We start from the raw sequence: 22,660 nt of genomic DNA, 5'->3' as shown, positions 1-22,660 counted from the left end.
TAGCAGAAAAGGCCATATGCGAATCTTGTCAGCGCCCGACGATTTTGAAATTGCGCATGAGTCGGAACCACCGCACAACTTTGCTCCTGTCAGGCCAGAGCCCGGCAAGGTGACAATAAGCGAGCGATGGCAGCGATGCGGATGAGCCATTTGCTGTCATGCTTCCTCATTCCTCTCCCTTATCACCCAGTATAGCTATAAATTAGATCACGAATATGGCTGTATTATGAACGGACAGTGAACGATATTTGAACTTATGGTGACAAAATGTTCCTTTCCTCTCCACACTGAGGACGCCCAGGCTCTTTTTTCGCGGTGCGCGCCTTACCGCGCAGACAAAAACAGCAGCGAACCTGATCGATTCGCCGCTGTCTCTCTACCTTTTCGATTTGAACCCGTTGTACATCGCGCTCAGCAGCGTGCCCGTCTTGTCGCAGCTGTACTCCCAGAACATGATGCCTCTCAGCTCCTGCTCTTGAATATAGCTGCACTTGCACGCCAGCGATTCCTCGTCATCGTACGTAATGAAGGTGCTGCCGTCGAACAGATACGGCGCCTTCGCTTCGTCATCCCAATAGCGGGTGAAGCCGTTGCGGTTGATATATTCTTCCGCGAGCCGGGAATAATCCGGCCCGTAGCCGCCGGATCCGGGGGTCATTTGCAGATAGCCGTTATTGACCGCCGGAACGTCCTTCCACATTCTCGAGTAGAAGGCGGCCCCGATGACAATTTTCTCGCGCGGCACGCCGGCGTTCGCGAAGAGACGAACCGATGCGTCCACGCTGATGCGGAACAGATCTCCCGTCGATGTATACAAATTGGTGTGATGCCCGGTCAGAGTCTGGAATCCGCCGCGCATATCATAGGTCATGAGCTGAATGAAATCGAGGCAGGCCTGCACCTTATCCATTTCGGTCCCGTCAATATAATACTGGTCCGCCCCCGCGGCAATCGTCAGCAGATAGCGGCGGCCGTCAGCTTCCCCTTGGCGGTCGATAGCTTCTCTCATCTCCTGCAGCAGCAGCGTAAAATTGCGCTTGTCCGCCGGACTGGATTGGATTCCCGCTTCCGAATAGCATGGATACTCCCAATCGAGATCGATCCCGTCGAACGGATGAGTGCGCAAAATCTCCACCGCAGACGCCGTGAACTTGCGGCGGCCTTCCGCAGTGGACGCTGCCTCGGAGAACCCCCCGGCGCTCCAGCCTCCGACCGATAGAATCACTTGCAGCTCCGGGTTATATTCTTTCAGCTGCGCAATCGAGCCCAGATTTTTCAAATGCGCCACCGTAATGCGATCTTCCTTCACATGGCCGAACGCCACGTTCAAATGCGTCAATCTTGCGGCATCCACCGGGGTAATCTCCGGCAGGACGCCATCGACCGCGTAGCCGGCCAATATGTAGTTATGAGCTGCCATTTCTCTCATTCCTTCCAGATCGTTCGTTTATCGATAAGATCATACCACAGACGGAAGGTCAATGAACGTCCAAAATGTTATGAAAAGAACCGCCTGAATGTTCTTTTTCTCCCTGGCCGGAACAAGCAGGCAGTTCCCTCCCGGTCATCGTCAGACCATCGATTGCGGCTTCACGATCTCATCGAACTGTTCCTCCGTAAGCAGGCCGCTGCGGAGTGCCGCTTCCTTCAGCGTCAACCCCTCCTGGTGCGCAAGCTTCGCGATCTCCGCCGCTTTCTCGTACCCGATATGCGGGTTAAGCGCGGTCACCAGCATTAAGGACTGCTCCAGATTGCGCCGGATCACCTTGCGGTTCGGTTCAATGCCGGCGACGCAGCGGTCATGGAACGATTGCATCGTATCCCCGAGCAGCTTCGCTGATTGCAGGAAGTTGTATATGATGACCGGTTTGAATACATTCAGCTCAAAATTGCCCTGGCTGGCCGCCATCCCGATCGCGGCATCGTTGCCCATCACCTGACAGACGACCATCGTCAGAGCCTCCGCTTGGGTCGGATTCACCTTGCCTGGCATGATCGAGCTCCCCGGTTCATTCGCCGGAATCAGAATCTCCCCAATTCCGCAGCGCGGACCGCTTGCCAGCCAGCGCACATCGTTGGCAATCTTCATCAGATCGGCCGCCAATGCCTTCAAAGCGCCGTGGAGATGAACGATCTCGTTATGGCTGGTCAGCGACTGGAACTTGTTCCGCGCCGTGACGAACTCGCGCCCGGTCGCCTGGCTTAGTTCCCTGGCCATCATCTGTCCGAACTTCGGATGCGCGTTCAGCCCGGTGCCGACCGCCGTTCCGCCAATCGCCAGCTCCAGCAGGGCGCTGGAGCTCTCAATAATGTACTCCTCGCACTTCTCGAGCATCCGGTGCCATCCGCTGATTTCCTGTCCCAGCGTTAGCGGCGTCGCGTCCTGCAGATGGGTCCGCCCAATCTTAATCACATCGCGGAATTGCTTCGAATGCTTCAACAGCGTGCTCTTCAGCCGATGCAGCGCGGGCAGCACTTGATCCTCCACCGCGATGAAAGCGGCGATATGCATCGCCGTCGGGAACGTGTCATTGGAGCTTTGCGATCGGTTCACATCATCATTCGGATGCACCCGCGCGCCGCTCCCCTGCTCGGACAGCAGTTCATTCGCCCGGTGCGCAATCACTTCATTGACATTCATATTCGTCTGGGTGCCGCTCCCCGTCTGCCAGACCACCAGCGGAAAATGATCATCATACTTGCCGTCCAGCAGTTCCTGCGCCGCCGCCGCAATCGCATCGCCCTTCTCCTTCTCAAGCTGTCCAAGCTCGCCATTCACGCGGGCGGCACACTGCTTGACCAAGGCGAGCGCGTAGATGACCTCGCGCGGCATCTTCTCCGTGCCGATTTTGAAATTCTCCAGGCTTCGCTGAGTCTGAGCCCCCCATCGTTTATCCGCAGGAACCTGCAGTTCTCCGAATGTGTCCCGTTCCATCCGAACATCCATCGGACTCACCTCCATCATAATCATTCACTGTCGTTTCACCATTTCTTACAGCAATACGACCGACTCGAAACTTCTTCCGCCCCCTCTTTATTGTTCCTTCCAAATGCGCTATACTTGCTGATCGTGACCACCAAGATAAAGAACCTACGAGGTGCATTAACTGTGTCTTCCCGAAAATCATCCCATCTCTATCTGCTACTCATTGTCGGAATCATCGCGATCTCCTTTTCCGCCATTTTCGTAAAATGGTCGGAAGCGCCCGCTTCGATTATTGCCATGTACCGGCTGCTGCTCACGAATCTCGTGCTGCTGCCCTGGGCGTTCGCCTATCGGGCGGAGTGGCGCGCGGTTCGCGGCAAAGACTGGACGCGCATGGGGATGTCCGGCCTGTTCCTGGCCATACACTTCCTGCTCTGGATGGAATCGCTTCGCCATACGACCGTCGCGAGCTCGACAATGATCCTGTCCTTAGAGCCTATTCTTGTCATGCTCGGTTCATTCTGGCTGTTCAAGCAGCGGACCACGCCGGCGGCCTTGGCCGGTGTAGCCATCGCCATCATCGGCATCATGCTGATCGGCTGGGGCGATCTCCGCTTATCGGGACAAGCGCTGTACGGCGATCTGCTGTCCGTCCTCGGAACCGTTGCAGTCGTCGTACATATGCTGCTCGGCCAAGATTTGCGCCAACGCATTTCATCCTATGTTTATAACTTTACCGTCTTTTTCGTCGCCGGAGCCGTTCTTGCCCTCTACAACATGGGAGCCGGCTACCCGATGAGCGGATACCCCGCACGCGAGTGGCTCTTGTTCCTGCTGATGGCGCTCGTTCCGACGGTGCTTGGTCATATGCTCTTCAACTGGCTGCTGAAATATGTCAGCGCGACCTCCATCTCCATGAGCGTGCTTGGCGAACCGGTCGGAGCCAGCCTGCTGGCCTGGATACTGCTCGGCGAAGTGATGACCGCGCTGCAGGCATCCGCTTGCGTCCTGCTCATTGCAGGCGTATGGATATTCCTTCAATACGACAAGCCCAGACAGGCGGACGTCTCAACGGCGGAGACGACTCTGTCCGCGAAATAGACCAGCACTCGGGGCCGGAACATGCCGTTCCGCCCCGACCTCCGGTCTTGAGCGGGATCAGAGCGGAACGGCGCTCCCTCCTTCATGAGCCGGCACAGGCCTTTCACTCGCTATCCCGTCGCTTCAGCACGCATGCGGCTCGGGGACTGGCCTTTCCGCCACTATCCCGTCGCATCAGTACGCATGCGCTCGGGGGCTGGCCTTTCCGCCACTATCCCGTCGCATCAGCACGCATGCGCTCGGGGACGGGCCTTTCCGCCACTATCCCGTCGCTTCAGCACGCATGCGCTCGGGGGCTGGCCTTTCCGCCACTATCCTGTCGCTTCAGCACGCATGCGCTCGGGGGCTGGCCTTTCCGCCACTATCCCGTCGCTTCAGCACGCATGCGCTCGGGGGCTGGCCTTTCCGCCACTATCCCGTCGCCTCAGCACGCATGCGCTCGGGGACGGGCCTTTCCGTCACTATCCCGTCGCTTCAGCACGCATGCGCTCGGGGATGGAGCCTTTGCTCGTTATCCCCTTAACTCAGCGTTAAGCGATAGGTGTCTCTGTCCTTCCAAGTTCTCCTTTCTGCAAGGGGCTAACTGAGCCGAAGGGAGAGTGGACAAAAGGGATGTAAAACCACTTCTCTCTTCTCGACATAACCGCCATTTCACGATGAGATCCTTCTTATCCGCTCCCTGGGGGTATCCCGTCTGCATCGTTTACTCAATCAGTGTGTACTTCCCGGTCTGGATCACCCCGTCTGGAGACGGCTTGCCTGTCCGCCAACGCAGCAAGACCGTCCGCGCCTCAAGCCAGCCCGCGAACATGCTGGCCATTCAAGCAGGCCGGGAACCGCCCTCGGATACGATAACCAGGATAGAAGAACAACGTTACCGCTTTAACGGCACGGACTGCCGGAACGACTGTTTGCTCTTGTCCCCATTCGATGGCATACTGTAAACGTATGAGATATTTTCTAAGTAAGAGGTAGGAGGAATGAATGCATGAGACGAAGTAACAGACAGCGCACAGGCCTGTCCCTCGTGGTCCTGCTCATGGCTGCCATGTTGGTCGTCGCGGGCTGCGGCAATGCGAGCGGCGCGGACAACGCCAAGCATCCGCTTGTCACGATCGAGATGGAGAGCGGCAAAAAGATCGAAGTGGAATTATATCCGGACACCGCTCCGAACACCGTCAACAACTTCATCTCGCTGGTCAACAAAGGATTTTATGACGGACTCATTTTCCATCGGGTCATTCCCGGCTTCATGATCCAGGGCGGCGATCCGGAAGGAACCGGATTAGGTGGCCCAGGTTATAGCATCAAGGGCGAATTTTCTTCGAACGGCGTAACCAACGAGTTGAAGCATACGGAAGGGGTTATCTCGATGGCCCGTTCCGAAGAGCCCGATTCGGCGGGCTCTCAATTCTTCATTATGGACGCGAATGCGCCCCATCTGGACGGTCAATATGCCGCTTTCGGCAAAGTGACTTCCGGAATCGAGACAGTGCATGAGATTGCCAACGCGAAGCGGGGTGCGAATGACCGCCCGGTGGAAGAGCAAAAGATCAAGAAAATCACGGTAGATACATTCGGCGTTGAGTATAAGGAGCCGGAGACGAGCAAGGAACCGGAAAGGAAATAAGCACAAGCACGCGCAAGAACCCCTGCTGGACATTCGGCGGGGGTTCTGTGTCGTGAGTTCTGTCTGATTATATCGTGAAATAGGCCGGCTTGACGCAGACCGGCTTCGCGACCTCGACGGTCTTCCCGGTAGGTGTCAGCTTGCCGCTCGCCTTGTCCACGCGGAACAGAACGAGATTGTTCGTATCCCGGTTCGCCGCGATAAGATAACGGCCGCCCGGCGTAAGCGCGAAATGACGCGGATGCTCCCCTTCCACGGAGACATGCTCCACTAGCGACAAGGTGCCGGCCGCCGCGTCGATCGCATAGACGGCGATGCTGTCGTGACCGCGGTTCGAGCCGTACAGATAATTCCCGTCTTCCGAGACCGCAATCTCCGCGCACGTGTTCTCCCCGGCAAAACCGGAAGGAAGCGTTGGAACCGTTGCAATCGCCTGCAGCGCTCCTTGCTCCGCATCATAATGATAGGACGTAATCGAAGAGTCCAGCTCATTGATGACAAAAGCGATCTTCCCGTTCGGATGAAATGTCATATGGCGCGGGCCCGCTCCCGGTCGGGAGGCTGTCTCGCCATAGAACTGCAGCTTCCCGCGCTCCTTGTCGATCGTATAGGCCCGAATCCGATCGATCCCCAAGTCCGGCACGAACAGATAGCGTTCGTCCGGGCTGAAAAAGGCGGAGTGCGGATGCGGCTTCTCCTGCCGCTCGGCATTCGGACCGTGTCCTTCATGCTGCTGAACATCCAGCTGTTCTCCGATGCGGCCGTCGGCTGTCAGCGCAACCAACGCTATCCGTCCGCCATGATAGCTCGCCACTACGATATAGCTGCTCCCGGAATCGCGCTGAATATGACAGGTCGGCGCATCGACCGTGAAGGAGCGGTTCAACAGTTCCAGCTTGCCTGCCGCCGGATCGACGGCAAAAGCGGCGGCTTCCCCTGTCTTGCCTCCGGCCTCGTTCGTACCTTCCACGATCGAATATAAACGCCGGCCTGCCGCATCCAGATTAACGAAGGTTGGATTGCGAAGGCCGGACACTTCATCCGTCAATGTCAGCGATTCATTCCGTTCGTCGAACTCGTACACATAAACCCCGCTGCCGGAGCCGTCTGCATAGGAACCGACAAAAACAAGCATACGTTCTGCCATGTTGTCTTCCTCCTTGTCTCACATCCTGATACTTGTCCATTGTTCTAATGTACACTTATACGGCGAGGCAAATCAATAGCGGGAAGCAAGTTCTGCCCACGATGCAGGATGCACGCATAAGGCCTCGATGCTGCATCATGAACCGGATCGGGCTGTATATCCGGTCAATAAGCAGCGATATCCCCCGCTTGCCGGGAGACATCGCTTCTGTTCATCTCTGATTCGATTAAGACAATCTCTCCAGCTCATCGACGAGCGAGCCGACATAAGCGACGGCATCCTCAATCGCAGCCGGGCCGGACATGTCCACGCCGGTAATCTTGATAAGGTCGAGCGGCTTCAACGTGCCGCCTGCCTTGAGCGCCTGAAGCCAGCGATCGACGGCCGGCTGGCCTTCCTCCTGAATCATCCGCGCGGCGGCCGTGGACACCGTCAAGCCTGCGGAGTACGTGTACGGATACAGGCCCATGTAGTAATGCGGTTGGCGCATCCACGTCAGATGTGCCCCCTCATCCAGTTCGACGGCGTCGCCCCAGAACTTGGCGAGAACGGCGCCTTTTTGCTCGGACAGCGTCTTCGCGGTCAGCGGCTCATTGGCGGAAGCGAGATCATATACGCGGCGCTGCATCTCGCCTTCGAGCAGATGCGTGACAAAGTTATGGTAATACGTGCTCAGCAGCTGCTGAATCACCCATCTCTTCATCCGGTTGTCGGACGATTGCTTCATGATATGCTGGGCCAGCAGCATCTCGTTCATCGTCGACGGCGCTTCGATGAAGTACATCGCCGGGCGGTAGGTTGCATACGGCTGGTAGCGGCCGGCAAGCGCGAAGTGGCCGGCATGGCCCAATTCATGCGCCAGCGTGAACGCCCCGCGCATGTTGTCCGCCCAGGAGATGAGAATGTACGGATGGGCTCCATACGGCGACGAACAGAACGCGCCGGTCGATTTACCGACATTGTCGGCGTAATCAATCCAGCGATTGTTCAGCGCATCTTGTATAATCTGGCCGTATTCCGGACCGAGCACCTCGAGCGATTCCGCAATCAGCTTCCCCGCCTCTTCGATCGAGATGTGCGGATTATATTCCGGATCGAGCGGCGCCTTCAGATCGCAGAACATCATCTTGTCAAGCCCGAGCTCGCGCTGCTTCAGCTTGGCGTAGCGGCGCATATGGGGCGCTAATTGCTCCTGGATAATGTCCAAAATATGATGGTACATCTCTAGCGTCACTTCCTGCGGCTGCAGCAGCATCTCTGTTACGGAGTTATATTTGCGCAGGCGGGACAGGACGACCTGCTTCTTCACTTCCGTCGCGTACGTCTGCGCGAACGTATGCCGGTACGCTTTGAGCGTCTCCGAGAAGGATGCGTACGCGGCATGGCGCAGCGCAGGGTCGGGAGACATTTCATATTTGCCTTCGTACAGGGCGAACGAGACCGGCCACTTCGTTCCGTCTCCTGCCTCCACGTCAGCGAATGACATGTCCGACAGCTTGCTCCGCAGATAGATGCGGTACGGGGCGCCGAACAGTTCGCCCAGCGAAGCGAAAGCGGCTTCCGTCTCCGCAGACAGGCGATGCGGCTTCGTCTCGAGCAGATCGGTCAGCCCTTTGCGGTAGATGGCGAGCTTCGTCTCTTCCTCCAGGTACCGCTCCACCGTGCCGTCCGGCAGCGCCAGAATCTCGGACGAGATAAAGGATAGCTGCGAATTGACTTGCGAGAGCACATCGCCGGCAATGCTGGAGTTCGCCTGGTTGACCGGATCCGTTCCGTCACCGGATTGCTGCAAATGCGCATATGTATTGGCCCGTGACATCCGTACAATCAGCGCGTCCCGCGCCTCGAGACAGGCGAGCAGCGTGGCTGCGCTCTCGCCCAGCTTGCCTTCATAGCGGATGACCTCCGCCACATCCTTTTGTATCTGCATCAGTTCTTCCTTCCAGGCTTCCTGACTTGAGTACAGGTCGCTCAAATTCCAGGTCGCCTCGATCGGCACTTCGGAACGCTTCGGTCTTGCTTGCATGCGATCAACTCTCCTTTTTGCCCATAAAATAGAATATCCAATCTATCCTGACTACGATGGTATCACAAAACGGTCACAAATTGAGCCAATCCCCTGAAAAAAAGAAAGACACCCCTCGGCTAAATCCAAGGAGTGCGCAATGCCGCAGTGCTCGTTCCCAAGCTAGGTTAAGCTAGGTATCTTTATGTAAGCCGTCCAGCACCGCATGCTCCCGAACGGCCGGGCGATAGACGCCCCGCTTCCACACGAGCGCGAACGCTTCCCCGCGCATCCGTTCATCGGATGGCAATGTCTGCAGGTCGCCGAATACGCGTTCAATGGACAGGATTTGGGATTCATGGGCGCGCAGCGCTGCGGCCTTCATCTCCCAAAAGGGGGCAGCCTCCAGCCTGATCACCGAATCCGTCTCCGCTGCGGGAATCGTCAGCGGCATATTGTAGTACAGCTTCTGCACATGCGGGCAGTTCCCGCTCCATACCGCCTCGTTGACGGCATGATGGATGGCGACATGATCCGGATGCCCGCTGATTCCGTCCTCGGGAAAGGTGATAACGACCGCAATGCGGCGCCGATTGAGGAACGCCGCGATCTTCGCCACCAGCTCGCTCCGCGGGACGGATGACAAATGTCCGTCCGGATAGCGCAGCAGCTCAATGTCCGCCAAGCCCATAATCGCGCCGGCCGCAGCCAGTTCCCGCTCCCGCCGCGCTGCCAGCTCTTCCCGGCTCATCGGGCCAAGGCGGCCGGTCTTCCCCGCCTCTCCGCTCGTGGCCGTCAGCAAAGCGGCGGGTACGCCCTGATTCGCCAGGGAGCGGATCAGGCAGGCGCATCCGAACGTCTCGTCGTCCGGATGCGCATAAATAAATCCGACAGTATGTGTCACGCCGTTCAGCTCCTGTTCCAGTCATATACGACTACGTAACATTATAACGGAGCGGGCCCCGGCGCCACAACTTCGGCCAGCCTTCCTTGACGGGCACGGCAGCGGCCCAATGCGCACGCTGCAGCGCTTCTACGATAACCCCGTCGGGCATCGAGTAGCTGGCCGGCACTCGGCTTAGGATCCGTCGCCACAATATGTCATCCGGCACTTGCTCCGCAGCGGCCTGGGCAGGTTCCGGCGGCGGCGGATGAGGAATCTCCTCCGGATTCGGGGCCTCGGCGGCATACGCCATGCCGGGAGCCGGCGGCGGGACTTCGTCCGCCGGCGAAGGCAGCGGCGTCGTCAAGGCTTCCTCCCGGTGCGAAGCATCCGCCTCCGCCGCGGGCGATCCGCTGTCCAATGGCTGGATTAGACGATCTCTTCGCTCCACCCGCTTCCCCAAGGCCCGACGCCAGCCGCGTTGGCCTGGCGCGCGTCGGGTCTGGCGGCGCAGCCTCCGCCTGGCGCCTGCTCGCAGCGCCAGCCTTTTCTTCCCCGCCGCCTTCCTCGGACGGGCGCCCCCGGCGGCCGGCCGCCCGATTGTACGTGTCAGCCTCGCCATAAACGGCACCTCCATCCATCATTCTGAACATCTTACCGAAGAGGTCGAACCTCTTCTTCCATTCCGGCAGCGCTGTAATAGATATCGAGGACCCGTCCGGTCATGGCCTCGAGCGACCAATGCGTCCGTCCCCAAGCCTGAGCTTGCGCGCCCGCTTGCAGCCGGAAGGACTCATTATCGAGTCCCAATTGCAGATGATGCAGAAGCTGTTCGCTGCGTCCCGCTTCGAAGACGAGGCCGGTCACACCATGCCGGACCATCTCCGGAATCCCGCCCCCATTCGATACGATGACCAGTTTGCCGGCCACCTGCGCCTCCATGACCGCGCAAGGTTGATTATCCTGAATGCCGGGAAGGACGAACAGATCCGACTTCCTTATCAGCGCGGCAACATCCTGGCGCCTGCCGAGGAAGACAACATGCTCCCCCAGGCCGAGCGACGCCGTCATGTCCCGGAGCTCCGCTTCGGCCTCTCCGTCTCCCACCAGCCAACAGACCCAGTCTTGGCGAACCTCCTTCAGCGAATGCAGAGCTTGCAGCAAAAAGACATGTCCCTTGTCGCCATTGAACCTGGCCGGACAGATGATCACCTTCTTCCCTTGAGGGGGAGTCCAGTCCGTAGGCGCTTCCATCTGGCGGACGAAGGCTTCGACGTCCATTCCGCTCGGAGAGACGATCAGCCGGTCCGGATGCACCCCGAATTTCCGAATCATCAGATCCTGCAGCCAGCGGGTAGACATGATCGTCAATCGCGAGCAGGATGCGCCCAGCCGCTCCCTCAGGACCAAGTATGTCCATAGCGCTGAACAGCGCTCGGGCGCCTCCAGCCCCATCGCCCTCAGAGTCCGTAACCGCTCCAAGGCGAGGCATTCGTGAATCGTCGCTACAAGAGGCATTGCCGGCGGCTTGATACGCGAGAGAGCATAGGCGGTGACGACATCCTGCGCATGAATGACATCGTACTCGCTTATATCCAGATGCTGGGCAGCCAGTTCAAACCCGTACCGCTCCATCTCACATTGCCGTATCCACGGATCCAATCCGGGCAAATGATGATCGAAGTATGGGGTGGACTGCGCGGCGATAAAAGGAAGAAGCTTCTCTTTTTCCAATACCCGGTTGCGGGGATAAATGCCGTATCCGTTCTCGTTCGGGGTTGGGCACAGAAAATCGACCTCATGGCCTTGGCGCTGCAATCCCGTCTTCAACTGTTCGGCATAGGCAGTTATTCCGCCTGCGCCCGGAATCCCCCAATAGCTCGCGATCAGGATTTTCATCTTTCTCCATCCCTTTGGTGTATTGTCCATTTATTCTATGACGGAGCGGCATCTGTTGAGAGGTACAGGTATCCCGCTTTTGAATTGTATTCCCGAAAAAAGTCAGGCGTCCGGCTTCCCTGTCGCCTCGTCGCGGTACATTTTCCAGCACGCCTTCCCCCAGACTTCGGCTCGGCCGCCACGGCAACGGCTCCCATGCAAGCCGGTTATCCATACAACTATGCTTCATATCGCCTTCCCGAGCCGGGCCATACTCAGCCTCGAAGCCGATACCGCGAATCTTGTGCAGGAGCCCGTTCAACCGGTTCAAGGTGACAGACACGCCTGTGCCTGCCTGAACCGCCCGAGCAGGCTGCGGCAGGCCAACGACCGCCCTACGCGTCCAATCCGGCGGTAACCCAGGCCAGCGGATTAACGAACGCCGACCAATCCTGCTTCATCTCGGCAGCGGTCAGCAGACATTCATCCAGCCCGCGCTCAATCCGGGAGCGATCCGGATTCATGCCGATCAGCACCAGCTCATTCATCCGATCCCCCCATTGCGCATGCCAGCGCTGTCGCATATCCGGCTCCTCCTCCAGAACCATCTCCCTCTCTTCCGGCGCTGCGGCAGCGAGCCAATAGCCGGCCGGCCCGATCTGGATGGAATGTCCGGCCTGACTCAGGCTCACGGCGATGTCCGATGCCGGGGCAAGCCAGAGCATGCCTTTGGCCCGGATGATTTCTTCCGGCCAGTCATTCATGAACCGGTACAGCCGATCCGGATGGAACGGTTGCTGACGCCGGTATACAAAAGAGGTGATACCGTACTCCTCGGTCTCCGGAGTATGGGCTTCGAGTTCGCGCTCCGCGATCCAGGCGGCGGTATGGCTCGCGCTCTCGAAGTCGAACATGCCCGTGTTCAGAATCTGCTTCGGATCAACCTGGCCGTTCACGGTGCGAATAATGCGCGCCTCCGGCTGCAGCTCCCGCAGCACGCCTTCGAGCTTCTTCAGTTCCTCTACCGCCACCGAGTCGCATTTGTTCAGCAGCAGCACGTTGCTGCATTCTATCTGATCGATGAGGAGATCGACAACGCTGCGGTTGTCCTCCTCCCCCGCCTGCTGCTCCCGATCGAGCAGCGATTCCCCCGAAGCGAAATCATGCCAGAACCGGCTTGCGTCGACAACCGTGACCAAGCAATCGAGCCGGACGAGCGAGGGAAGATCGATGCCCAGCGCTTCATCCGCATACGTCAGCGTCTGCGCTACGGGCAAAGGCTCGGAGATACCGGTCGATTCGATCAAAATATAATCGTACCGCCCTTCCTTCGCCAGCCGCTCAACCTCCCGCAGCAGATCTTCGCGGAGCGTGCAGCAAATGCATCCGTTCGACATCTCCACCAGTTTCTCCTCGGTCCGCGACAGGTTCGATCCCGATTTCACCAGATCGGCGTCAATATTAATCTCGCTCATATCGTTGACAATCACCGCCACCTTGAGTCCTTGGCGGTTATTCAGCACATGATTCAATACGGTCGTCTTGCCGGCGCCGAGGAAGCCGCTCAATACGGTAACGGGAATTTGTTCCCCGGGAAGCGCTCCTTGCGCCTTTGTCTGATTTGCCATAGAAATTCATGCTCTCCCTTATTCGTAATTATTACGATTTAATGATAAAGGCGTCCTCCTACGCTGTCAAGGTTGGAAACAAAGTCGATGGGCGAAAAGGCCGGGACCTTGCCAATCGGAGATCCGCTGACCGCTTTCCGCGGTTCCGCCTGCATGCCGGGCACAGTTGCGCCGGACTTTCCTGATTCATCGGGAAAAAGGACATGAGAGGCAGGCGCGGTTACTTGACTTCCGGGATGGGATTCCTTGGGTGCAAAAAGGGGGATTTGGCGCTCTTGTTCTTCCAGGATACCGTTCATTAGAAACAAGGGGCGCTTCGGATCCATCCAACAAAAAAACTGCCTTGCGGCAGCTTTTACTTCGATCGAGTACGTTCACAGCTCCAGCAGGTTCGGTTCTTCCTGGTGGATCTTGACGCTCATCACGAGCCCGATCGATATCATGTTGGTGAGCAGCGAGCTCCCGCCGTAGCTGATGAATGGAAGCGATAGACCCGTAAGCGGCATCAGTCCGATATGCATTGCGATGTTTTCGAATATTTGCAGCGTGAACATCGCGATAATGCCGATGATGAGGTAGGCGCCCTCCAAGTCTTTGCATGCGCCGGCAATGAGCACCATGCGGTAAATGAGCGCAAAATACAGCAGGATCAGGCAGGCCGAGCCCAGAAAACCGAACTCCTCGCCGATGACGACAAAGATCGAATCCGAATAGCTGTACGGAATATAACCGTTGTGCACGAAAAAACCTTTGAGAAAGCCGTCTCCCGAAAAATTTCCCGACCCGATGGCCCGGATCGAATTCATGACATGCCAGCCTCCATCCAGGTTGCTCGCCGGATCGAGAAAGGCCTCGATGCGGGAAAACTGATGCGGCTTAATGAGCTTAATCAATAAATCGCGATTGTGATAATACAGCACCAGAATCGTTCCGACGGCGGCGATAGCCGCGGATAGACCGACGATCATATGGGAGAGCCGCGCATTCGCCATCCACAGCATGGCGACAAAAATCGAGATGAATACGATCGTCGTCCCCAAATCCGGCTGCTTGTAAATCAGGTACATCGGAACCGCCACGACTAGGCCTAGCGGCACAATATCCCGGGTCAGTCTCAGCGTCTCGCCTTCCCTTCGTCCCAGCAAGCGAGCCAGCAGCATGATAATGAACAGCTTCATGAACTCGGACGGCTGGAACTGCTGGCTTCCGATCGCGATCCATCGCGTAGAGCCGTTGATGTTCACCCCTTTGAACATAACCAGAAGAAGCAATCCGATGCCGATAACGTAAAGGGTGACGGATAAATAACGAACGACGATGCGGTAATCGAACCACGCGGTAACAAGCAGCGGGATGAACAGAACAACGTACAGCTTGATGTTGTCCATGTGCATGCCTTCATATTTGGTATTCACCGTCGCGCTATATACGACGATGGTGCTAATCGCCATGAAGCACAGCACCAGCCAGAGCAGCAGCGGATCGATCCGCTTCCATTTTCGCAGCATTACGTTGTACCTCTTCAATATAGTGAGTCATCTGCCCCGAATGACAAACAAACCCTTCAGCTAGCCGAAGGGCGCGGGAACAGGAAGATCTTGTCACGTGAATACTACCCCATCCCCCTGCCATTGTCAACCGTGAGCACAGAATTCCGGCCGCGCCGGAATTCCGGTCTTTTCATATAAAAAACGGGCCGCCTCCAGGCAAACCCGCTGTTTCCCCGTGTCTCTATTTGGCTGCCTGGGCTTGTTGCCGGCTCAACTCCGACAAGATCGCTTCCCGCATCCCCTCGTACGAAATATCCTCGATCTCTTGCCCGTTCAGCAATACTGTCGGCGTGCCGCCAATCCTGAACTTGCGCGCAATCTTCATATCGGCCTTGACCGTATCGAGATGCTTCAGCTCCTTCAGCTCGGCTCGGAACTGTTCGGCATCGATCGACGGGATATCCCGCTCTACGAGACGGGTTAGGAACGATTCGTTCGCCCAAGCCTCGTCCTTCTCGCCCTGAAGCTCGTTGATCCGTGTGTGGTAGGTCCAGAACGCGGATTCATCCATATGGTACAGAATCTCTCCCGCTACGGCTGCCAGCTCCGAATCCGGAGCGAGAAAAGGATAATGGATATAGTAGAAGGCGGCTGTGCCGTCTGCGATAAATTCCTCATGCAGTTCCGACAGCACGAGTTCGGTCCAGCGCTTGCAGGCCGGGCATTTGTAATCGCCGAATTCGACGATGCGAATCGGAGCGTTCCGATCTCCCATCACGGGCTGGAGGTCATAATTCAGTTCCTCTTCCGGAACCGCCCGGGAAGCGGATGGCGCGGACGCCGGTTCTTGCTCGCGGACGGACGTCCCGGCCAGGCTGGCGGCCAGCCATAAGAGCAGCAGGGCAACCACGATGGCGCCGGCCAGCAGGATTCCCTTATTCATGGAGGATTTGTTCTGCAATGGGCCTCATCTCCTTTTCATCGGAAAAGAATCTCCGGTCACGGCCGGGGCGAGCCTAGCCGAGCCGACGCCAGTATATCCCATTGTCTGCCTGTCCTCAGTGCATTAGATCATATTGTCCACGATTGTCCGCGGTTCCGGCCTGCGTCGCCATGCCGGACGATGGTGTCTCCGATTCGTTAAATCAAAGGCGTCCCGCCAAGACAGGCAAGCGGAAGCTCGTCATATAGAGCTGGTTCACCGCTTCGAAGCCAAGGGAGCGGTAAAGGCGGATCGCGGGCTCGTTGTCATTGAACACCTCCAGCAGTACATAAGGGGTCAGCCGGGCAGCAATCCGGACCAGCTCGGACGTTATTTTTGCCCCGTATCCCCGGCCCCGCCGCGATGCAATCGTGCCGATGTTTCCCAATTCCGCCGCTTCCGCGCTGTACACATGGTAGCCGCCGACCGCCACCAGCTCACGGTCTTCGAAGATGCCGACGCACGGATATTGAAGCTCCTCCTCCGTGAAAGCAACCGATTGAAATTCCCGCATCCGCTCCACGATTTTCTCCTTGTGCTCCGGCTTCAGCGGAACGACTTGTCCGTCCGCCGGCGGAAGCGATCCCGGATTCGGATGCATCATCGTCATCAGCGGCCGGTATTGGATAACCGAATGCAATTGCGGTTCCAATCGCCCCCTCACCTCTTCGCTCAAGATGAAGCTGCCTTCCGCCCCTGACGGGAGCATTGCATCCGCCTGGATTCGCTTCACGAGCGGCTCCAGGGCGAACCGTCCATCGAGCGGCAGCACCGCAAACGCATGGAACGGCATGCCGCGCAAATAGGCCAGCGCGCCCAACAGCTCGCCTTCCTCCGAATAATGACCGTAGTGAACCGAACGGGAACGCCGCGCGGTCAAATAGGTGTAGTACAAAAAATGCTCATCCTTGCTGACATGCCCCTGCAGGGCATCCAATTCGGCCGTTGTAAGTTTTCGCAGCAAGGCAATCCCCTCCCCTTTTAATGCCGCCGATTCTGTTATTGGGCCATGGCAAGCATTCCTAGTATAATACTTGCCCCTGCGTCAATGTCAACGAGCCCCCAAGCCACGATTTCGCCGCCAAAGTCCGGCGTCGCCGAACCTCCCCCTGGAGAGCCTGCTCCGGAGGGAGAAAAATGTGTCGTTTCCCGGCGAACGAATGGGCTGCACAAGCATATACATATACCACAATTCCCCTCTCCTAAAAATGTTGCCCTAATGAAAATAATTGTTGGCAACTCAATACTTTTGTCCTATACTAATAATAACAAGAGCGGGGGAACCTCAGGAAATGCGGTTGCCGCTCTACTCGTGAGGTTCGGACATTGGGAGGAGGAACATCATAGATGTCAACGACAGAGAGAGCTTTGGCAGAAGCGGATACGGGCAGCCGGCTGCGTCTCTCCCGCATCGAAGTGGAAGGAGTGCTGCGCCGGCGGCTTCTCGATCTCGGCTTTGTGCCCGGCAATACGGTGGAGGTGCTGCAGCGCAGCCCGCTCGGGGATCCGGTCGCGTTCCGGGTGAACAATACGACCATCGCCCTTCGCCGCGAAGAGAGCACGCGCATATACGGGGAGATTATTGGAGGTGAGGATGAATGAGCGGATACCGAATTGCCCTGGCCGGCAACCCGAATACAGGCAAGAGCACTTTGTTCAATACGTTGACGGGGATGCGCCAGCATACCGGGAACTGGGCAGGCAAGACCGTCATGATGGCGGAAGGAGAATTCGAGCATCGGGGCACGCCGTTCCGCATCATTGATCTTCCGGGCACCTATTCCCTCTATTCCAATTCGGCCGATGAGGAAGTCGCTCGGGATTATATTATTTTCGATAACCCGGACGTGACGGTGGTCGTGCTGGACGCGACCTCGCTGGAGCGGAACTTGAATCTGGCGCTGCAGGTCATGGAGATGACGAACCGCGTCGTCCTCTGCATCAACCTGATTGACGAAGCGAAGCGTCTGGGCGTCCGCATCGATATCGATGCGATCTCCCGCAGGCTGGGCGTGCCTGCAGTCGCCATCTCGGCGCGCAGCCGGATTGGCGTTCCCCAGCTGCTCGACAAGATCGAGCAGGTCGCCTCGGGCCAGCTCGTGCCTGAGCCGCTTCAGATTCAATACAGCGATCATATCGAACGCAAGATTGCCGAACTGGAGCCGGCGATACGCGAGCAGCTTGGCGACCGTTACCCCGCCCGCTGGATCGCGTTGCGGCTGCTCGATAATGACGAGAAGCTGCTTCAGACGATGAAAAAGCGGATGACGGAAGACCAGACGGCGACAGTGAAGGAGACGGTACAATATGGCTACACCGCTTGCCACTAATTCCCCCGACCCGCTCGATTCGCTCTTGGCGAAGGCCAAGGGACTGACGAACGGCAGCGAGATCCGGGACGACATCGTCGGGGATATTTATAAGACCACGCATAGCATTTGCCGCGAAGCGGTCCGCTACGAAGATAAGAAGAAGCTGGAGAGCACGTACCGCCTTGACAAAATCGTCACCTCCCCGATTTGGGGGTTCCCGATTATGCTGGCGATACTTGGCGCGGTCTTTTGGATTACGATCGCGGGAGCGAATGTGCCTTCCGCCCTGCTCTTTGACTTGTTTAATACGGTTGAAGGCTATTTGACCGCCGGCTTCGAAGCGATTCATGCGCCCGCGTGGCTGCATGGCGTCCTCATTCTCGGTTTCTTCCGCGGCACGGCCTGGGTCGTCAGCGTCATGCTGCCGCCGATGGCCATCTTTTTCCCGGTCTTCGCCCTGCTGGAGAACTTCGGCTACTTGCCGCGCGTCGCCTTCAACATGGACCGCCTGTTCAAGAAATCGGGCGGGCATGGCAAGCAGGCGCTGACGATGTCGATGGGCTTCGGCTGCAACGCCGCAGCGATTTTGTCCACCCGCATAATCGAATCGCCGCGTGAGCGGATGCTTGCCATCTTGACGAACAACTTCGTGCCGTGCAACGGACGCTGGCCAACCTTGATTCTGCTGTCTTCTCTCTTCATGGTGTCGGCGGGACTCGGTTCCGGCATGCAGACGCTCGTTACGGCCTCGGTCGTCATGGGCATGGTCATGATCGGCATCGCCGTCACGTTTACCGTATCGTGGGTCTTGTCCAAGACCGCCTTGCGCGGGGTTCCGACTCATTATACGCTGGAGCTGCCTCCGTACCGGAAGCCGCAGTTCGCGAAGACGATTCTGCTCGCGTCGCGGGACAAATCGCTCAATGTGTTGACGCGTGCCATCATCGTGGCCGCGCCTGCCGGTGTCATTACCTGGATCCTGGGGAATATTTTCGTCGGCGGGGACAGCGTGCTCAATCATATGGCCGGCTTTTTCGACCCGTTCGCCCATGCGATCGGACTCGACGGCTTCATCCTGATGGCCTTCATTCTCGGCCTTCCCGCGAATGAGATTGTCCTTCCGATTCTGCTGATGGGATACTTGTCCACCGGGGCGTTGGTCGATGCGGACGGGATGGACAACATCAAGGACATTTTCCTGAACCATGGCTGGACATGGCTGACCGCGCTCAATATGATGCTGTTCTCCCTGCTCCATTATCCATGCGGCACGACGCTGTTCAACATTTACAAAGAGACGAAGAGCGTAAAGTGGACCGCACTGTCCGCGCTTATCCCTCTCGCCATCGCGATTGCCGTCACCTTTGCCACAGCTCAACTGGCAAGGGCGTTCGGCTGGGTATAACAAGAGAACATGGCTGTGGGCAGCACGAGCCGGTGCTTATGGCTCGTGCTGCCTTCGTCCGCGGAGCATATTCGTCTCCCCGCCCCCCTATTCCCCGTCATCCGGCGCCTCGGCGGCCGGATCAGATCCTGGGGCATTGCTCCGCGCTTGCGGTGTCCTGGCCATCCCGCGCAGCCGTTCGAGCGCCATATTGACCGCTATCGCATCATCAAGGTAACCGATCGGAAATACATAATCCGGGATAATGTCGACAGACAGGATGAAATAAAGCAGAGCGCTGCCGAGCACCGCTTTTTCTTCCTCCGGCACCGCCGGATCGCAAAAGCAAGCAAACATGTCGCGCAGCTGCTCAATGAACGGGCCTTCTCCGCTCACCTTGCTCACTTTTTCCTCGAAATCTTGATGAATCAGCCGCTTGCCTTCCTCGGTGCGGGCATACCGCTCGCACTTCATCAGTTCCTGCCGCACCCGTTCGGTGCTGAACTCCGGCTCAAATAGCTTCGAATGCCCGAGCACCTGCTGAATCGCATCGACGGAAGCATGCATATCCGTCCTCCCGCTCGGCTCTGACCCGACGGAATAGCCCGCGGCCCGATACAGCCGCTCGGCCGGAATGGCGAGAACCGACGCGATGCGATGAATGTATTCCGGCTTGACCGCCTGCTTCCCGCTGGCCATCCTCGAGATGGTGGCCGTATCGATTCCGGTCTGCTCGCTTAATTTACGCATGGACATGGAGCGTTCCTTGAGCCACGCTTTCAACTGACGGCCGAATTGCGGCACGTTATCCGCCTGATTCATTCTACCCCTCCTCCCGATGACGAGAGCATTGAGGCCATGAAGGCACAGCAACGCTAATTGATAATCTATCAACAATATATGTAGGGGACACGCATAATTCCTCAATATATCCGTAATCTGTGCCGAACCCGGTGCCGCGATCGATGCCGATATTGGTGACGGCGGCCCCGGGATGAAGGCTGTTGGCCGCCTCCTTCGTCCCCTGCGTTATTAATCAGTCCGTCCAGCGCCCGCCTGCCCCTCGCCTTTTTCCGGCACAGCATGATAACATGGATTCCCTGCCTGGCCAACGCCACACTGGTTGCCGGTCCCATGCCCGAGTTCGCTCCGGTTACGCTCATTACCCGTTCCTTCGTCTCGTTCCCTCCTCTTTCATGTTGATGGCTTCTTTTCGTGCGTACTGGTATATTCGGCTGCGGGTTCCCTTTTGCTTCCGGGCAGGGCTCGCCTGATTATCCGCACAGAACGGCTCCCCGCTTGGCCCCCTGCTTCGCCCGCTGGCCATCTGGATATGCTCCCGGACCTGTAGTACACTGGACGAGACAAGCTTTGCATTCTACATCCACTGGAGTGATTCAACATGAATACAATCCCGATTCAACGGCGCGGACTCGCCGCCAGCCGGCTTGTGCTCGGATGCATGGGGCTGGGAGGAGGCTGGAATGGCGATCCGATCACGAATCAACATCTCGCAGCGGCGCATGCTGCGGTGGACGCCGCCCTCGAGGCGGGCATCAATATGTTCGACCATGCCGACATTTATACGAGAGGCAAAGCGGAGCAAGTATTCGGCCAAGTGCTGAAGGAACGGCCGGAATTGAGAGAGCGCATCGTGCTGCAATCCAAGTGCGGCATTCGCTTCGCTGATAAAGGCATTCCGGGACGCTATGATTTTTCGAAGGAGCATATTTTGCGCAGCGTCGACGGAAGCTTGAAGCGGCTGGGTGTCGAATATCTCGACATTCTGCTCTTCCACCGCCCCGATCCGTTGATGGAGCCGGAAGAGGTCGCGGAAGCGGTGTCGGCATTGAAGTCTGCGGGGAAAGTGCGGGCCTTCGGCGTCTCGAACATGAGCGCCGGCCAGATTCGGCTGCTCCAGGCATACAGCAAGGAGCCGCTTATCGTCAATCAGCTGGAGATGAGTCTGGCCAAAATCGGCTGGCTCGATCAAGGCGTTCATGTGAACCAAGATGCCGCCAAGGAAGATATATTCCCGGAAGGCACGCTGGAGTACTGCCGTCTGGAAAATATTCAAATTCAAGCTTGGGGCCCGCTTGCGCAAGGCGTCTTCTCGGGCCGGGATCTATCGGATCAGCCGGCTTCGATCCGCGAGACGGCGGAGCTCGTACAGGCGATGGCCGATGAGAAGGGCACGACGCGGGAAGCGATCATTCTCGCCTGGCTGATGCGCCATCCGGCCGGAATCCAGCCGGTGATCGGCACTGCCAATCCGGAGCGAATCCGGGCATGCGGCGAAGCGGCGAACCTCACCCTGACACGGGAAGAGTGGTACACCCTGTACGTCAGCTCCAGAGGCAGAGCGCTTCCGTAATACACATAAAAAGGGCGATCCAGCAGACCGCGAACGGCTTGCAGAATCGCCCTATTTCTTTGGTCCCCGGTGCTATTCTCGAGGCGGAACATAGCGCCCTTGCGCCGGGATAGCCAGCTTGTCGAACTCCTGGGCCAGGCGCTGCAATTGAACGGTCAGTTCCTCTCCCTCCATCGGCAAGCCGTGCCCGGTCACGGCCACCTGCGGCCGCAGCTTCTCCAGCCGCTCCACCGAGCGCCATGCCTCCTCCCAATCGGGAGTGAAGTAGGCCGGCGGACCATGGATTTCTCTGGCTTGCCCTATGACATGGAGAGCCGATTCCTGCTTCACGGTGATGAAAGCATCCCCCGCAATCAACGCCCGATCCGATTCCCGATAAAAGGAAACATGCCCGGGAGTATGCCCCGGCGTAGGAATCGTCCGCCAATCCTTCAGATGCGGAACGCGGCCGTCTCCGGGGAGCGGATGGACCCGGTCTCCAAGCTGAATCGCTTCGTTCGGATAGAACGGGGACAGCAGCGACATCAAGCCCCCGCCGACCGTCGGATCAGGCGGAGGATAATCCGCTTGCCCTGTCAGGTAGGGAAGCTCTCGCGGATGCGCATATACGGGAACATCCCAGATATCCAACAGATCGCGTATCCCGCCTACATGATCGAAGTGGCCATGAGTCAGCAGTATGGCCGCAGGCGGACCGTTAAAATGCGCTTCCGCCGTCTCGCGAATACGTTCAGCAAACGTGGCCAGTCCGGCGTCGATCAATACATAATCTCGGCTTCCTGGCGCTCCGATGAACACGACGTTGACCATAACGGTGCGCAGGCATAGGATGTCTGGCCGGGCAGCGATTACGGACGTGGTCCCGGAAGACAGCATATTCGGTTTGTCCATTCGACTTCACTCCTTGCGGCCTTTTGGCG

At 57.8% G+C, this 22,660-nt stretch carries 20 protein-coding genes; 6 read left to right on the top strand and 14 right to left on the bottom strand.

The window, feature by feature from the left end:
• Nucleotides 1–376: 376 nt before the first annotated feature.
• Both L6439_RS11075 and fumC read right to left on the bottom strand, forming a co-directional pair.
• Nucleotides 377–1,420 carry a glycoside hydrolase family 18 protein gene (locus tag L6439_RS11075; RefSeq protein WP_168181263.1) on the bottom strand — a complete coding sequence of 348 codons (1,044 nt, stop codon included), beginning with the start codon at nt 1,418–1,420 and terminating at the stop codon, nt 377–379.
• A 150-nt stretch (nt 1,421–1,570) separates the two neighbouring features.
• A complete protein-coding gene (fumC, locus tag L6439_RS11070) occupies nt 1,571–2,947 on the bottom strand; it encodes a class II fumarate hydratase (protein WP_213469728.1) in 1,377 nt (458 codons plus the stop codon).
• A gap of 162 nt (nt 2,948–3,109) precedes the next feature.
• On the opposite strand from fumC, the gene L6439_RS11065 reads away from it, so the two are divergent.
• On the top strand, nt 3,110–4,027 hold the full coding sequence (locus L6439_RS11065; protein WP_213469727.1) for a DMT family transporter: 918 nt from the start codon (nt 3,110–3,112) through the stop codon (nt 4,025–4,027).
• Nucleotides 4,028–5,015: 988 nt separating this feature from the next.
• A complete protein-coding gene (locus L6439_RS11060) occupies nt 5,016–5,657 on the top strand; it encodes a peptidylprolyl isomerase (protein ID WP_213469726.1) in 642 nt (213 codons plus the stop codon).
• Between the two features lie 67 nt (nt 5,658–5,724).
• On the opposite strand, the gene L6439_RS11055 is transcribed toward L6439_RS11060, so the two are convergent.
• From L6439_RS11055 to L6439_RS11010, 10 genes are all read right to left on the bottom strand, one after another.
• Complete coding sequence (locus L6439_RS11055) at nt 5,725–6,804, bottom strand: lactonase family protein (RefSeq protein ID WP_213469725.1); 1,080 nt, start codon at nt 6,802–6,804, stop codon at nt 5,725–5,727.
• Between the two features lie 226 nt (nt 6,805–7,030).
• Nucleotides 7,031–8,830, bottom strand: coding sequence for an oligoendopeptidase F (gene pepF / locus L6439_RS11050; protein ID WP_213469724.1), 1,800 nt, complete (start codon nt 8,828–8,830; stop codon nt 7,031–7,033).
• A 172-nt stretch (nt 8,831–9,002) separates the two neighbouring features.
• A complete protein-coding gene (locus L6439_RS11045; protein ID WP_172878910.1) occupies nt 9,003–9,713 on the bottom strand; it encodes a PIG-L deacetylase family protein in 711 nt (236 codons plus the stop codon).
• A gap of 31 nt (nt 9,714–9,744) precedes the next feature.
• Nucleotides 9,745–10,314: a hypothetical protein gene (locus L6439_RS11040; protein ID WP_213469723.1), complete on the bottom strand. Its 570-nt coding sequence runs from the start codon at nt 10,312–10,314 to the stop codon at nt 9,745–9,747.
• Between the two features lie 32 nt (nt 10,315–10,346).
• The gene (locus L6439_RS11035; RefSeq protein ID WP_213469722.1) at nt 10,347–11,591 is read right to left on the bottom strand and encodes a glycosyltransferase family 4 protein; all 1,245 of its coding nucleotides are present in this window, start codon (nt 11,589–11,591) and stop codon (nt 10,347–10,349) included.
• 374 nt (nt 11,592–11,965) lie between these two features.
• Nucleotides 11,966–13,198, bottom strand: a complete 1,233-nt coding sequence (locus tag L6439_RS11030) for a GTP-binding protein (RefSeq protein WP_213469721.1) — start codon at nt 13,196–13,198, stop codon at nt 11,966–11,968.
• Nucleotides 13,199–13,236: 38 nt separating this feature from the next.
• Nucleotides 13,237–13,524, bottom strand: coding sequence for a hypothetical protein (locus L6439_RS11025; protein WP_213469720.1), 288 nt, complete (start codon nt 13,522–13,524; stop codon nt 13,237–13,239).
• A 48-nt stretch (nt 13,525–13,572) separates the two neighbouring features.
• A complete protein-coding gene (locus tag L6439_RS11020) occupies nt 13,573–14,706 on the bottom strand; it encodes an FtsW/RodA/SpoVE family cell cycle protein (protein ID WP_168180267.1) in 1,134 nt (377 codons plus the stop codon).
• Nucleotides 14,707–14,929: 223 nt separating this feature from the next.
• Nucleotides 14,930–15,649 carry a DsbA family protein gene (locus L6439_RS11015; RefSeq protein WP_213469719.1) on the bottom strand — a complete coding sequence of 240 codons (720 nt, stop codon included), beginning with the start codon at nt 15,647–15,649 and terminating at the stop codon, nt 14,930–14,932.
• Nucleotides 15,650–15,833: 184 nt separating this feature from the next.
• Nucleotides 15,834–16,634 (bottom strand): GNAT family N-acetyltransferase, encoded by an 801-nt coding sequence (locus L6439_RS11010; RefSeq protein WP_168180265.1) that lies wholly within the window; start codon nt 16,632–16,634, stop codon nt 15,834–15,836.
• Between the two features lie 383 nt (nt 16,635–17,017).
• Between L6439_RS11010 and L6439_RS11005 the strand changes: the two genes are divergently transcribed.
• Genes L6439_RS11005 through L6439_RS10995 form a run of 3 tightly spaced genes read left to right on the top strand, consistent with a single transcriptional unit; the run spans nt 17,018 to nt 19,387 of the window.
• Nucleotides 17,018–17,272, top strand: a complete 255-nt coding sequence (locus L6439_RS11005; protein ID WP_133380805.1) for a FeoA family protein — start codon at nt 17,018–17,020, stop codon at nt 17,270–17,272.
• A complete protein-coding gene (locus L6439_RS11000) occupies nt 17,269–18,000 on the top strand; it encodes a FeoB small GTPase domain-containing protein (RefSeq protein WP_213469718.1) in 732 nt (243 codons plus the stop codon). The genes L6439_RS11005 and L6439_RS11000 overlap by 4 nt, the downstream gene beginning before the upstream one ends.
• The gene (locus tag L6439_RS10995; protein WP_213469717.1) at nt 17,978–19,387 is read left to right on the top strand and encodes a nucleoside recognition domain-containing protein; all 1,410 of its coding nucleotides are present in this window, start codon (nt 17,978–17,980) and stop codon (nt 19,385–19,387) included. The genes L6439_RS11000 and L6439_RS10995 overlap by 23 nt, the downstream gene beginning before the upstream one ends.
• A gap of 87 nt (nt 19,388–19,474) precedes the next feature.
• Here L6439_RS10995 and L6439_RS10990 read toward each other — a convergent pair whose 3' ends face one another.
• On the bottom strand, nt 19,475–20,188 hold the full coding sequence (locus L6439_RS10990; RefSeq protein ID WP_213469716.1) for a DUF1232 domain-containing protein: 714 nt from the start codon (nt 20,186–20,188) through the stop codon (nt 19,475–19,477).
• 580 nt (nt 20,189–20,768) lie between these two features.
• Here L6439_RS10990 and L6439_RS10985 point away from each other — a divergent pair.
• Nucleotides 20,769–21,740, top strand: a complete 972-nt coding sequence (locus tag L6439_RS10985) for an aldo/keto reductase (protein ID WP_213469715.1) — start codon at nt 20,769–20,771, stop codon at nt 21,738–21,740.
• Nucleotides 21,741–21,812: 72 nt separating this feature from the next.
• Here L6439_RS10985 and L6439_RS10980 read toward each other — a convergent pair whose 3' ends face one another.
• A complete protein-coding gene (locus tag L6439_RS10980; RefSeq protein WP_213469714.1) occupies nt 21,813–22,631 on the bottom strand; it encodes an MBL fold metallo-hydrolase in 819 nt (272 codons plus the stop codon).
• Nucleotides 22,632–22,660: the final 29 nt, after the last annotated feature.

Source organism: Paenibacillus dendritiformis, from assembly GCF_021654795.1.
Lineage (GTDB): Bacteria > Bacillota > Bacilli > Paenibacillales > Paenibacillaceae > Paenibacillus_B.
Note: the sequence above shows the minus strand (reverse complement) of the source record. Positions and strands in the feature narration are given on the sequence as shown.